The organism is Actinomadura sp. SCN-SB (assembly GCF_043906805.1).
In the GTDB taxonomy this organism is placed as follows: Bacteria; Actinomycetota; Actinomycetes; order Streptosporangiales; family Streptosporangiaceae; genus Spirillospora.
Map to the genome: position 1 here is coordinate 65,134 of NZ_JBIMPP010000034.1, position 12,541 is coordinate 77,674.

At 68.2% G+C, this 12,541-nt stretch carries 11 protein-coding genes and 1 pseudogene; 3 read left to right on the forward strand and 9 right to left on the reverse strand.

Annotated features, from left to right (window positions below):
* Positions 1 to 42 precede the first annotated feature (42 nt).
* The 8 genes from ACGWYJ_RS22060 to ACGWYJ_RS22095 form a co-directional block, all read right to left on the reverse strand.
* Positions 43 to 1,014: a D-ribose ABC transporter substrate-binding protein gene (locus tag ACGWYJ_RS22060; protein WP_395108140.1), complete on the reverse strand. Its 972-nt coding sequence runs from the start codon at positions 1,012 to 1,014 to the stop codon at positions 43 to 45.
* A gap of 171 nt (positions 1,015 to 1,185) precedes the next feature.
* A complete protein-coding gene (locus ACGWYJ_RS22065) occupies positions 1,186 to 2,352 on the reverse strand; it encodes an ABC transporter permease (protein WP_395108141.1) in 1,167 nt (388 codons plus the stop codon).
* Position 2,353: 1 nt separating this feature from the next.
* Positions 2,354 to 3,916 (reverse strand): sugar ABC transporter ATP-binding protein, encoded by a 1,563-nt coding sequence (locus tag ACGWYJ_RS22070; protein WP_395108142.1) that lies wholly within the window; start codon positions 3,914 to 3,916, stop codon positions 2,354 to 2,356.
* Complete coding sequence (locus ACGWYJ_RS22075; RefSeq protein ID WP_395108143.1) at positions 3,913 to 4,587, reverse strand: DUF2291 family protein; 675 nt, start codon at positions 4,585 to 4,587, stop codon at positions 3,913 to 3,915. Before ACGWYJ_RS22075 ends, ACGWYJ_RS22070 begins: the two co-directional genes overlap by 4 nt.
* Entirely contained in the window at positions 4,584 to 6,059 is a 1,476-nt protein-coding gene (locus ACGWYJ_RS22080) for an FGGY family carbohydrate kinase (RefSeq protein ID WP_395108144.1), read from the reverse strand. Before ACGWYJ_RS22080 ends, ACGWYJ_RS22075 begins: the two co-directional genes overlap by 4 nt.
* A complete protein-coding gene (locus ACGWYJ_RS22085) occupies positions 6,059 to 7,009 on the reverse strand; it encodes a transketolase family protein (protein WP_395108145.1) in 951 nt (316 codons plus the stop codon). The genes ACGWYJ_RS22080 and ACGWYJ_RS22085 overlap by 1 nt, the downstream gene beginning before the upstream one ends.
* Positions 7,006 to 7,914 carry a transketolase gene (locus tag ACGWYJ_RS22090; protein WP_395108146.1) on the reverse strand — a complete coding sequence of 303 codons (909 nt, stop codon included), beginning with the start codon at positions 7,912 to 7,914 and terminating at the stop codon, positions 7,006 to 7,008. The genes ACGWYJ_RS22085 and ACGWYJ_RS22090 overlap by 4 nt, the downstream gene beginning before the upstream one ends.
* Positions 7,911 to 8,948, reverse strand: a complete 1,038-nt coding sequence (locus tag ACGWYJ_RS22095; protein WP_395108147.1) for a TIM barrel protein — start codon at positions 8,946 to 8,948, stop codon at positions 7,911 to 7,913. The genes ACGWYJ_RS22090 and ACGWYJ_RS22095 overlap by 4 nt, the downstream gene beginning before the upstream one ends.
* Positions 8,949 to 9,339: 391 nt before the next feature.
* On the opposite strand from ACGWYJ_RS22095, the gene ACGWYJ_RS22100 reads away from it, so the two are divergent.
* Positions 9,340 to 10,995, forward strand: a complete 1,656-nt coding sequence (locus ACGWYJ_RS22100) for a nucleoside hydrolase-like domain-containing protein (protein ID WP_395108148.1) — start codon at positions 9,340 to 9,342, stop codon at positions 10,993 to 10,995.
* A 123-nt stretch (positions 10,996 to 11,118) separates the two neighbouring features.
* Here the strand turns inward: ACGWYJ_RS22100 and ribB are convergent.
* Positions 11,119 to 11,733: pseudogene (gene ribB, locus ACGWYJ_RS22105) on the reverse strand (3,4-dihydroxy-2-butanone-4-phosphate synthase); the annotation flags it as partial.
* 280 nt (positions 11,734 to 12,013) lie between these two features.
* Between ribB and ACGWYJ_RS22110 the strand changes: the two are divergent.
* Together ACGWYJ_RS22110 and ACGWYJ_RS22115 are read left to right on the forward strand one after the other, a co-directional pair.
* Entirely contained in the window at positions 12,014 to 12,214 is a 201-nt protein-coding gene (locus tag ACGWYJ_RS22110) for a TetR/AcrR family transcriptional regulator (protein WP_395108149.1), read from the forward strand.
* Entirely contained in the window at positions 12,190 to 12,516 is a 327-nt protein-coding gene (locus tag ACGWYJ_RS22115; RefSeq protein WP_395108150.1) for a hypothetical protein, read from the forward strand. Before ACGWYJ_RS22110 ends, ACGWYJ_RS22115 begins: the two co-directional genes overlap by 25 nt.
* The last annotated feature ends 25 nt before the right edge of the window (positions 12,517 to 12,541 follow it).

Here is a 12,541-nt window from a genome sequence, read left to right on the forward strand (position 1 = left end):
GCGAGACGCCGACACCGATGCCGCGCCCCTGGCCGGATCGCGTCAGAGCCTGGCGAACAGGCCGTACTGGTCGGCGTTCTGCTTGGTGATGAGTTCGCAGTTGATGGATTGCTTCTCCGGCTGGCCGGTCGAGCCTGTCTTGATGAACTTGTCGGCCTGCTCGACGGCCCGCTGGGCGCCGAGCACGGCGGGCTGCAACGCGGTGGCGTGCATCGTGCCCGCCTTGATCTGCGCGATCGCGTCGGGGCTGCCGTCGAAGCCGACGACGACCACGTTGGTCTTCTGGGCGGCCTTGAGCGCGGCGACCGCACCGAGGGCCATGGTGTCGTTGCCCGCGATGACGCCCTGGATGTTGGAGTTGCGCTGAAGAATGGTCTCCAGCTTGTCGAAGGCCTCCTTCTGTTCCCAGTTGGCCGTCTGCTGGGCGACGCGCTTCATGTCGGGGTACTGGGACAGGACGTCGTTGAAACCCTTGGAGCGAACTCCGGCGTTGGTGTCGGACTCCTTACCGGTCAGCTCGACGTAGTTGCCCTTTTCCTTCATCGCCTTGGCGAATTCCTGTGCGGCGAGCTGGGCGCCCTGAGCGTTGTTGGAGACGATCTGCGCCTTGGCGACACCGGTTTTGTTGATCTCGCGGTCGATGAGGAAGACAGGGATGTCGGCGTTCGTGGCCTTCTGGATGGGGCCGATCGAGGCGTCGGCGCCCGCGTTGTCCAGGATGATCGCGGCGGCCTTGCGGGAGATCGCGGCGTCGATGAGTTCGCTTTGCTTGTTCGGGTCGTCGTCGTGGGAGGCCACCGAGGTCTGGTAGCCGAGGCTCTCGGCCTTCTTCTTGGCGGCGTCGCCTTCGGCCTTGAAGAAGGGGTTGTCAGGCGAGGGGATGATGATCGCGATCAGGTTGCTCTTCTTCTCGCTGCCGGGGTCGTCGGACGAGCCGCAGGCGGTCAGTGCCAGCACTCCCGCGGTGAGGGCCGCGAGGGCCCGGGTGATGAGACGGTGGTTGGGGTGGGACATCTTTGCCTCCAGGAGAGGGGTGCGCCCCGCGAAGGGCGCGGTAGGGGCGAGCGCGGAAGCCGGGTAGGGGACGCGGCCGGTCGCGACGATGGGGGTGGGAGGGATGCCGGTGAGCGGCGCCGGTCAGGGACCGGCCAGGTCCAGGGCCGGCTTCGGGTCAGGGCCGGCTTGTCAGGTGGAGGGCGTGCTGGCGCCGGTTCGGGGCTGTTCGGTGTCCTTTCCTGAGCTGGCGGTATCGTCCTTGGCCGCCACCGCGACGGCGGAGGCGGCGGCTCCCCGGCGCTGGAAACGCCGCTGGCTCTGGTCGAGGATGACCGCGACGACGATCACGGTGCCCTTGATGAAGATCTGCCAGAACGTCGAGACGCCGAGGATGACCAGGCCGTCGGCCAGGAATCCGATGACGAACGCGCCGACCAGGGTGCCGCGGACGGTGCCGCGGCCTCCGGACAGGGCCGCGCCGCCGATCACGACCGCGGCGATCGCGTTCAGCTCGAAGGTGTCGCCGGCCTGGGGTGCCGCGGAGGTCAGTTCCGAGGCGATGATGACGCCGGCCATCGCGGCGCACCCGCCCGAGACCATGTAGACGATGGTCTTGACCCGCTGGACGGGTACCCCGGTCAGCTCGGTGGCGCGTTCGTTGCCGCCGGTGGCGTACAGCCAGCGGCCGAACGGGGTGGAGCGCAGCAGCACGGCGATGACGACCGCGAGAGCGATCATGATCCAGATCGCGACGGGCAGCCCGAGGGGCCGTCCGGAGCCGATCCAGCCGAAGCCGGTGTTATGGGTGTCGGGATGCCCGGCCAGGTTGGGGTAGGTGGTGCCGTTGGAGATCAGCAGGGCGGCGCCACGGGCGACGTAGAGCATGCCGAGGGTCGCGATGAACGGCGCGACGTTCAGCCGGGTGATCAGGATGCCGTTGACCGTGCCGACGAGCGTGCCGACGGCTACGCACAGCACCACGACGGCCCAGACGGGCGGGTAGGCGATGGTGCCCAGGAAGCTCAGGTGGAGACCCTGGAGCAGCTCGCCCGCGATGACGCCTGACAGCCCCACGATGGAGCCGACCGACAGGTCGATCCCGCCCTTGAGGATGACCAGCAGCATGCCGAGCGCGAGCACGGCGTTGATCGCGACATGCTTGGTCATGGTGATGAGGTTGTCGAGGGTGAGGAAGGAGTCGGACATGAGGCTGAACACGACGATCAAAACGGCGAGCGCGATGAACGCCCGCAGTTCGAAGATCGAGTTCAGCCTCCTGAGGCGGCGGGCCTCGGCGGCCGCTTGGCGGCGCTGCCGGGCGAGGGACGCGGTGTCCTGGGTCAGGGTGTCGGTCATATCACGCCTCTTGATCGCTGTCGGCGCCGTCGGCCAGGCTCATCAGCCGGTCACGGGTGATCTCGCCCGCGCTCAGGTCGGCGACCAGGCGACCGCGGACCATCACCAGCAGGCGGTCGGGGATGTGCAGAGCCTCTTCGGTCTCCGAGGTGGTGAAGAGGACGGCCAGGCCCCGTTCGGCCTGCCGGGACATCAACTCGAACACGTCGGCCTTGGCGGCCACGTCCACTCCGCGGGACGGCTCGTCGAGCAGCAGCACGCGCGGTCCGGTCATCAGGGCCTTACCGATGACGACCTTCTGCTGGTTGCCGCCGCTGAGTGAGTCGATGGGCGCGTCGGGCCCCTCGGTCTTGACGGTCACATCCTTGATCATGGAGTGGACGGCCGCGCGCTCGGCGGAGCGGCTCACCATCAGTCCCCGGACGAATCGGGTCAGCGAGGGCAGGGACAGGTTGTGGCCGACGCTCATCGTGTGGATGAGGCCGTCGCGCTGGCGGTCCTCGGGTACCAGCGTCAGCCCGGTCCGGATCCGCTGCCGGACGCCGCCGCGGACAGGCTCGCCGTCGAGGAGTACCTCTCCTGACGCGGCGGGCAACCGTCCGGCCAGGCACTCCAGCAACTCGGTGCGGCCGCTGCCCATGAGGCCGTAGATGCCGACCGTCTCGCCGGCGCGGACATGCAGGGAGACACTGTCGGCGGCGAGGCGGTCGGGGTTGGCGGGGTCGGCGACCGACAGGTCCGCGGTCTCCAGTACGACCGGTCCGGGTTCGGCGTCGCGTTCGGGGAACAGTTCGTCCTGCTCGCGTCCGACCATGTTGTGTACCACCCAGGCTAGGTCGACGTCGGCCGCCGCGGCGGTGGCGACCAGCGCGCCGTCGCGCAGGATGGCCACGTCGTCGGCGATCTCCAGCGCCTCCTCGAGATGGTGGGAGATGTAGATGATCGCCACGCCCGCGGCGGTCAGCTCATCGATGACCTGGAAGAGCACCTCGATCTCGGGGGCGCTGAGCGCCGAGGTGGGCTCGTCCATGATCAGGATGCGGGCCTCCTGCAGGAGCGCGCGGGCGATCTCGACCAGTTGCTGCTGGCCGAGCCGCAACTCGCTGACCTGCTGCCTGGGGTCGAGTTCCTCGCCCAGCCTCTCCAGGACGCCGATGGCGAGGGTCTGCTGGGCGGCGCCGTCGATCAGGACGCCGTGGCGGGTGCGTTCGCGGCCGAGGAACAGGTTGTCCTGGATGCTGAGGTTCGGGCACAGGCTCAGCTCCTGATGGATGATCGATATGCCCTGGTCGGCGGCCTCGCGTGGGCTGGCGAACGCGACGGCCTCCCCGTCGAGCTCGACCTGTCCGGTGGTGGGCGACTCCACCGCGCTGAGGATCTTCATCAGGGTCGACTTGCCGGCGCCGTTCTCGCCGAACAGGGCCATGACCCGGCCAGGGGCGATGTCCAGGCTGACGCCCTTGAGGGCCTGGGTGCCGCCGTACACCTTGGTGACGTTCATCGCACGCAGGATCGGCGGGACCGGGGCCGCGGCCATGATGGGGCGTTCGGTCACGGCGGTCACGACGCCGCCTTGATCGAGATCGGCGTGACCGTGAGCAGGTCGGCGGTCAACGGTGTCATGGCGCCGACGACGGTGATCTTCTTGCCGTCCAGGGCGGCGGCGTCGAGCGAGGCCAGCACCCTGGCCTTCACCTGCTCGTTGAGGGCGGTGGCTGCGTCGGCGTAGTCGACCTGGTTGGTGAACTGGCCGAACTTGATGAAGCCGACGGCGTCGCGCAAGGCGGTGCCGTTGACCGCGGGGCCGACCTGCACGGCGACGCGAGCATCGTCGGCTCCGGGCACTTCGACCCGCAGCAGGCCCCCGTTCACCTCGCCCGCTGTCCCGGTCAGGGTGACGGCATAGCTGTATGGGCCGGTGCCTTCCCGGTTGCCGTACCGTTGCCCCGCCGCCTCGGTGCCAGCGGCGATGGCCTTGTGCAGCGTGACAATGTCGACGGCCTTCTTTTCGATGGTGGGCACGACCTTTGAGGCGTAGGTCGCGGCGCCGTAGGCGGCTGCATTGAACTTCTGGCTCTCGCCCGCTTGGGGGGCCTGGTCTGAGCGGTAGGTGGTGTCGGCGAGGATGAGGACGACGAGCACGACCAGGGCGATGAGGGCACCTCTACCGAGGGTGAGCCGGCCGAGCATGCGGGAGGCGTTCACTCTTGCCCGCGGTTCCTGGGCTGCTGTCATCGCGTTCCCTCCTGTGGGGGTACGCCGAGACCACGGGCGGCCTCGAGGCGCTGGTGCCATCGGGCGGCGGCGATGCCGCGCCGCTTGTCGTCCCACGACGGTGTGAAGGCCTCCAGCCCTCTGTCGGCCCGCTGTTCCAGGTCCGCGGTGCTCCACCAGTCCAGGGCCAGGCCCGCCAGGGCGCCAGCACCGGCGGCGGACAATTGGGGGTGGCGCGTCCTGGCGACCTCGACTCCAGAGAGATCGGCCTGGAGTTGCATCAACGCGGCGCTGCGGGTGAGGCCGCCATCGGCGACGACCCGACTGAGGCCGGTGAAGGCTTTGAGGACGTCGTCAACCTGGTGGGCGATGGACTCGAACGCGGCGCGGGCGAGCTGGCCGCGCCCAGTACCGAAGTCGAAACCGGCGAGGACCGGGACCGCGCGGGAGTCCCACCAGGGCGCGCCGAGCCCGCCGAACGCGGGCACCAGCGTGACATCACCTGCCTCGTTGTCCTCGGCCAGGCTCACCACCTGGTCGGGTGACAGGTCGAGCAGCTCGGCAAGCCAGGTCAGGGTGCGTCCGCTGGAACGGATGTTGGCCTCATGGGCGAAGGTCGGCCGGTTGCCGAGGGACCAGGCGATGGTGTCGCATACTCCCCCGGCCGCGCCCGGTGCGCCGGCGACGGTCATCACCGACGAGCCGGTGCCATAGGTGGCCTTGACGACGCCCCGCCGCCAGCCTGCGTGGGCGAACAGCGCAGCGTGCGAATCGCCCAGGACGGCCAGAACCGGGACACCGGCGGGCAGCGGGGACAGCAGTCTGCCGGTCGTACCGAACGGACCGGTTGAGGCAACGACCTCGGGAAGGGCGGCGCGCGGGATATCGAACAGCTCCAGCAGCTCCGGATCCCAGTCCCCGGTTCTGAGATCGAGCAGCTGGGTTCGGGAGGCGTTGCCGATCTCGGTGGCGAACACACCGGTGAGACAGGACAGCAGCCAGGCGTCGACGGTACCGATGCGCAGCTCACCGCGCCCCGCCCGGCCCTGGCCGGGATCGTACTCGTCGAGCAGGGCCGCCATCTTCAGCGCCGAGAACATCGGGTCGAGCGGAAGGCCAGTGCGGTGACGGACCAGCTCGGCGTGGCCTGCGCCGGTCAGCTCGGCGGCCCGTGCCGCACCCCGCTGGTCCTGCCAGCTGACCAAGGGGGCCGCCGGTTTGCCGGTCGTGCTCTCCCAGAGCACCACCGACTCTCGCTGCGTACTCAACCCGATTCCGGCGACCGAGGTCGGGGCGACCTGCGCCAGGCAAGCCGCGATTGCGGCCTGGACGCTCTCCAGCAGTTCCACGGCGTCCTGCTCGACCCGCCCGGGGCCCGGGTGGCGTATCCCGACAGGCGTGCTCGCTTGGGCGGCGACCTCGCCCGCGGGGTCGACCAGGAGCGCCTTGGTGGCGCTGGTGCCCTGGTCGACGGCGAGGACAAATGACTCCATCAGGCCCGTCCCAAAGCCTCGCGAACGGCCTGGGCGATGCCGGCGGCATTCAGGCCGAAGTGGTCGAGCAGGAACTGGGTGCTGCCGGTCGGCGCGAAGGCGGGAACTCCCAGCATCCGGACCGGGACGGGTCGGTGCTCGGCGACGACTTTGGCCACAGCGGCGCCCAGGCCACCGGACACCAGCCCCTCCTCCACCGTAACGACCGTCCCAGTCTCCCCGGCGGCGACGACCTCCGCGACGTCGAGCGGTTCGACGAAGGTCATGTTGACCACGCGCGCGGAAATGCCGTCGGCGCGCAACAGCTCCGCACTCTCCAGCGCGCGGGACACCATGGTTCCGATCGCGATGAGCGTGACGTCCCCGCCCTCGCGCAGCCGGGTGGCGCGGCCGGTCTGGAACGGGGCGCCGCTAGGGGTGACCGCCGGGACCTTGAACCGCGGGATGCGCAGATAAGAGGGCCTGCCGCACGCGGCGGCCCAGCGCACCGCGCTGCGGGTCTCCAACGGGTCGGCGGGCACCACGACCTGGAGACCAGACACGGCCCGCATCCAGGACAGGTCTTCAATGGAGTGGTGGGTCGGGCCGAGTTCGCCGTAGGCCATGCCCGGGCTCTGACCGCACAACACCACGTGCCGGTCGCTGTAGGCGATGTCGGCCTTGATCTGCTCCAAGGCCCGGCCCGTGAGGAACGGCGCAGCGGCCGACACGAACGGGACGAAACCGGCGTTGGCCAGGCCGGCGGCCACGCCGACCAGGTCCTGCTCGGCGATCCCGACGTTGACGAGCCGGTCGGGGAACTCCTCGCGGAACCTCACCAGGTTGCTCGACCCCACCGAGTCATTGCACACCGCCACGATCCGGTCGTCGGCGCGCGCCAGAATCGCCAACTCGTCGGCGAAGTCGGCGCGGCAGTCGAAGGTGGGCAGCGGCTCGGCGACCGCGGTCATCGAGCCAGCTCTTCGAGCGCGAGGCGGACCTGCTCGTCAGTGGGCACCTTGTGGTGCCACTCGACCCGGTCTTCCATGAACGACACTCCCCTGCCCTTGATCGTGTTGGCGACGACGGCCACGGGACGCCCGGTCGTGGAGGGCCCGAACGCCCGAATGATCGCCGCGTGGTCGTGACCGTCGATCACGCGCGTCTCCCAGCCGAAGCTGCGCCACTTGGCGTCCAGCGGTTCCAGGCGCTTGGTGTCCTCGGTGCGCGCACCCTGCTGGAGCCGGTTGCGGTCGACCACGGCGGTGAGGTTGGCCAAGCCGTAGTGGGCCGCGGTCATCGCCGCCTCCCAGTTACTGCCCTCCTGCAACTCTCCGTCACCCAGGATGACCAGGGTGCGCCATGCTTCCCCGCGCAAGTGGGCGCCGAGCGCGCAGCCGACGGCGACGGGGAACCCATGGCCCAGGGGGCCGGTGCTGGTCTCCACACCCGGAACCTTGACCCGGCTGGGGTGGCCGTTCAGCGGCGACAGCGGCGCCATGAACTCCTTCAGCCGCTCGCGCGGGAAGAACCCACACGAGGCCAGCGCGGAGTACAGCGCGGCGGCACAGTGCCCCTTACTCAGCACGAGCCGGTCGCGGAGCGGATTGTCGGGGATCCACGGGTCGAGTTTCAGCGTGCCCCACATCGCGGTCACCAGCAGGTCGGTCACCGACAGGTCACCGCCGACGTGCCCCATTCTGGCCGCCTGGATCGTGGTCAGGATGTCCCGCCGGATCCTGGTGGAGATCTCGGCCAGTTCAGGCGCGGCGTCGGCGGGCGAGGCGGCACGCAACCGCGCGCTGCGCTCCAGATAGTGCGCGGCCGCGGCCTCGTCCAGGCTGAGCGGGTCCGGAGTGACGGCCACAGCGGTCACGCGGACTCACTCTCCGCGAGCGCCCGGAACAGGGCCCGCTTAGCGATGCGCTGGGCGCCGAGGGCGTCCTGGGCAGCCTGCGCCTCGGCCAGTTCCTTACGATCGAGGTAACCCAGAGCCTGGTGGAACGCCTTCATCGTCCGGATACCGGCGCGGGCCGCCTCGACGCTGTCCTCCCGGAACGGGAACTGGTCCAGCTGCCAGACACCGCTCCAGCCAGCATCGTGCAACGCGAAGAAGAACTCGAAGGTCTCCAGAAGGTGCACCGACCCGACGACCATGTCGTCGTCCCAGCCACGGAAGTTGTCATTGACATCGATGGCGAACAGCTTGTCCCGCGCGATCGCCATCCGCGCCGACTCGGCCGGTGTCTCTCCTCCATACAGCGCGTGACCGAAGTCCAGCAGCACACCCACGTTGTCGACGCCCATGTCCTCGATGGCCAGCAGCGTCCGCGCCACCGAGGAGAAGACCATCCGGTTGCGGGGCTCACGCGGCTTGTACTCGATGGCGAATCGCAGATCGGGGAACGCCAGTGCCAGCTCCCGAACGGCACCGACTGACTTGTCCCACAGGTCGATGTAGTCGGCCTGGAAGGGATAGTCGAAGCCGTCCTGCCCCGGCCACAGCTTCACATAGTCGACACCCAGCTCCCGCCCGACCTCGGCGGACGCGGCGACCAGGTCCACGGCCGCGCGCCGCACCGCCGGGTCGGGGTTGGTGAACCCGCCCTTGGCGAACGTGCCGGTGTAGATCTCCGGCGTCACCGCGATGGCCCGCAGGTCCTGCGCCGCCAGGGCGTCCTTCACCTCGCCGGTGCCTATACCGGCGGAAGCGGGCGGGAAGGGCCAGTTGAGGTCGACCACCGACAGATCCTCCACCTGACCCGCGAGCCGGATCCCGTCCAGGACCGTCCGGGGCTCTCCGTAGCCATCGGTGGCGTACCGGTCGACGTAGGTGGCGAAGTGCCAGATACCGGCTCCGAACACCGGGCCGCCACCGTCGTGAATTTCTATGCGGTCTCGATCAGACATGCAAGCACCGTAAGTGGGTGCGAAATCACGTGTCAAGGAAAGCGGCGTACCGGATCGCGCGCGACATCAGGCCGACCGGTGGCGACGGCACGGGCATCACGGGCGCGCGGCTCCCTTCCGGCCCACGAACCCCGCTAGCATGAATATAAATTCATGCTTGAATCCATTCTCCCGGGCTCTTAGTGTTCAGCTCACCCGGCACCGAGACACAGGTCACATCGCGTCCCGCCGGGTGTCCTAGGCGCAAAGACAGGAGAACCCTATGAGGTTCAACCGATCCACTCGGACCAGGCCAGCGCTGGGCTCCTCGGCAGGCATCGTGCTCGCCGCCTCAGCCATCACCGTCCTCAGCGCAGGCACGGCAAGTGCGACGGACATCCCCGTCCGGAGCGTGGCACTCCCCACTGCCACCGTGACGCTGCGGGTGGGCGAGTCGGCGACCCTCCAGCCGACCGTCGCGCCCGAGAACGCCACCGATCAGACACTCGACTTCAGCTCCGCCGACGCCCGAGTCGCCTACGTGGTCGGCCCCAAGGTCGTCGGTTACACCCCGGGCCGGACCACCGTCACGGCCAAGGCCACCGACGGCAGCGGCGCGACCGCCCGCATCAAGATCAAGATTCTGCCACTCGGCAACGGCTACACGCCCAAGCGACCCCGGATCATCGTCATGCAGGACGGCGAGGTCGACGATATGGCCTCGTTCACGCGGCTGCTCTACTACAGCAACGAGCTCGACATCGCCTCGATCGTCTACACCAGTTCCAGGTTCCACTACAAGGGCGACCTCGAAACCGGCGGCACCGTCCCGCCGCACCGGTGGACGGGCACCGAATGGCTCAATCGCCAGATCGACCTGTACGGCAAGCTGTATCCCAAGCTGCGCAACCACGCCGCCGGCTACCCGAACCCCGACCGGCTCCGCAAGGTCTACAAGATCGGCAACATCGACAACGTCGGTGAGATGACCAAGGTCACCGAGGGCTCGGAGGCGATCAGGAAGATCCTCCTCGACAACAACCCCGAGCCCGTCCACGCCCAGGCATGGGGCGGCACCAACACCCTGGCGCGCGCCTTGAAGTCGATCCAGGAACAGTACTCGGGCACCAAGCACTGGGCCGCCGTCCAAGCCAAGATCAACAAAAAGCTCGTGATCTACAACATCCTGACCCAGGACAGCACCTTGACCGCCTACATCAAGCCGACCTGGCCGGGCGTCCGGGTCATCGACAACCTCGACCAGTTCTGGGGCTTCGCCTACTCCTGGCCCAACTCGGTACCGCCAGACCAGAAGAGCTACCTGCAAGGTCCCTACATGCGGGAGAACTTCCTGATCGGCAGGGGCGACCTGCTCGGCACCGAATACCGCACCTACAAGGACAACAAGCCGATCCCCGGAGATCCGGACTACAACAACTGGGACCCGACCCAGTACCCCCAGTACGGACTCAACGACTTCATCTCCGAGGGAGACTCTCCCTCCTTCATGTGGCTGTTCGACTTCAACGGGCTACGTGCGTCCGACGACCCGACCTACGGCGGGTGGGGCGGCAGGTTCGCCAAGAACGCCACCGGCCCCGGATGGACCGACACCGGGGACCCGTCCTACCCCGGAGCCACCAGCCCCCGCGCCGCACGGCGACTGGCCCTGACCCGCTGGGTCGCCGACATTCAAAATGACTTCGCCACCCGAGCCAAGTGGGGCGTCACCAGCGACTACGACGATGCCAACCACAACCCCCGGGCCCACGTGCGCGAGGGCCTGACCCTGACCATGAAGCCGGGCCAGTCAGCCAAGCTGCACGCCAGCGCCACCGACCCCGACCGCGACGCCCTCACCTACAACTGGTGGGAGTACGCCGACGCCGACACCTACGCGGGCACGGCGATCCCCATCACCAACGCGGACACCCTTACGCCGACCTTCGCCGTCCCCGCCGACGCCAAGCCGGGCGACACGATCCACCTCATCTTGCAGGTCTCCGACAACGGCACCCCCAAGCTGACCCACTACCAGCGCGTGGTGGTCACCGTGGCGGCGCACTGACCTCACCCCACGGGGGCGGTGCCAGACGCGGCGCCGCCCCCGCGTGCCGACGAGCCCGTGTGCCGACGATCTCCGGCCGTACCCAGCTCATTCCGTCGCACTGGGAAGCTGCTCGTCACGGCGGCGGTGACTGACCAAGTCGGCGATGCTCACCAGAGTCAGGCCGTGCACGTCGGCGAAGCGGCGCAGGTCAGGAAGACGCTGCATGGTGCCATCGTCATTGACGAGCTCACACAGGACGCCCGCGGGTCGTAGACCTGCCAGCCGCACCAGATCGATCGCCGCCTCAGTGTGGCCGGGGCGTTCCAGCGTACCGCCAGGCCGGGTCCGCAGCGGCACGACATGACCGGGCCGCAGCAGATCATCGGGCCGGGTGCCCGGGTCGGCCAGCAGCCGGATAGTACGGGCCCGATCCGCGGCCGAGATCCCGGTGTCGATGCCCTCCCGCGCGTCCACCGTCACCGTGTACGCCGTCCCTCGGGGGCATTCGTTGACCGCATGCATCGGCGGGAGCTCCAGACGCTCGCAGTCCTCCTCCAACAGCGGGACGCACACGAACCCGGAGGTGTGACGGATCATGAAAGCGAGCATCTCGGGTGTGGCGTGCTCCGCCGCGAAGATGAGATCGCCTTCGTTCTCCCGGTCGTCGTCATCGACCACAACGACCGCCCGGCCCGCGGCGATCGCCGCGACCGCCTCGTCGATCGTGTCCAGGACGACCTCAGCCTGCTGCGGCATTCCCCTCCGACTACTTTCACCACCGGTCCGCAATTTCACCGAACCCCGCCTGCACGTCATTCCAATGCGGAAGGGACTCTATCACAGGGTCGTTTCTCCCTGGCACCACCCCTTTTGGGAAAGAGAGCAGCTCACTGTGGACAGATAAATCGACGACCGCCACAAACTCAAGAAGTCCGTTGGCGCCTGCGCACGCGCATACGAAACACCCTGCATCCATGACCACGCTTGTTGCGGATGTGGTCTCCTTCGATCCAGCCCATTGATTATACCTTGAAATATGCGTTCTGGGAGCTCTGACGACGCTCAGGCCCGCCTGCTGGAGACGGCCCTGCAACTGTTCGCGAGCCTCGGCTACGACTCGACCACCACCGACATGCTCGCCGACGCGGCGGGAGTCAGCCACGAGACCGTACAGAAGGGCCGGGGGGCAGGTCCGGCCTGTACTACGCGGTCATGGAGTATGCCGACAACATCGTGACGGAGGCGACCCGTGAGGCCCTCGCGCGGGTGACGCGGGATCGGGAGGGCCTGCACCAGCTTCTCGACTACTACTTGGACTTCTACTTCGAGCGACCCGAACCGCTACGTCTGTGGCTGCATCGGTCGTTGTCCGATGCGGCGGACTTCACCGATATCGAAGAACGCTACAGTTCTCCTCTGAACGAAATCATCGAGGAAGCCTTCAAAGACACGGATCTCCTGGATCAGACCGACGAATACCGGATGACGACCAGTGAGCCTTTTTCGCTTGCGCCGGTGGAGGTCGTCGATCCGGCATGATCGCGGATGGCGTGTCGCTCCCGGC

Bases quoted from the DNA above. Each gene is read 5' to 3' on its own strand.
- ACGWYJ_RS22060 (WP_395108140.1), bottom strand. From the start codon at position 1,014: ATGTCCCACCCCAACCACCGTCTCATCACCCGGGCCCTCGCGGCCCTC.
- ACGWYJ_RS22065 (WP_395108141.1), bottom strand. From the start codon at position 2,352: ATGACCGACACCCTGACCCAGGACACCGCGTCCCTCGCCCGGCAGCGC.
- ACGWYJ_RS22075 (WP_395108143.1), bottom strand. From the start codon at position 4,587: ATGACAGCAGCCCAGGAACCGCGGGCAAGAGTGAACGCCTCCCGCATG.
- ACGWYJ_RS22080 (WP_395108144.1), bottom strand. From the start codon at position 6,059: ATGGAGTCATTTGTCCTCGCCGTCGACCAGGGCACCAGCGCCACCAAG.
- ACGWYJ_RS22085 (WP_395108145.1), bottom strand. From the start codon at position 7,009: ATGACCGCGGTCGCCGAGCCGCTGCCCACCTTCGACTGCCGCGCCGAC.
- ACGWYJ_RS22095 (WP_395108147.1), bottom strand. From the start codon at position 8,948: ATGTCTGATCGAGACCGCATAGAAATTCACGACGGTGGCGGCCCGGTG.
- ACGWYJ_RS22110 (WP_395108149.1), top strand. From the start codon at position 12,014: ATGCGTTCTGGGAGCTCTGACGACGCTCAGGCCCGCCTGCTGGAGACG.
- ACGWYJ_RS22115 (WP_395108150.1), top strand. From the start codon at position 12,190: ATGGAGTATGCCGACAACATCGTGACGGAGGCGACCCGTGAGGCCCTC.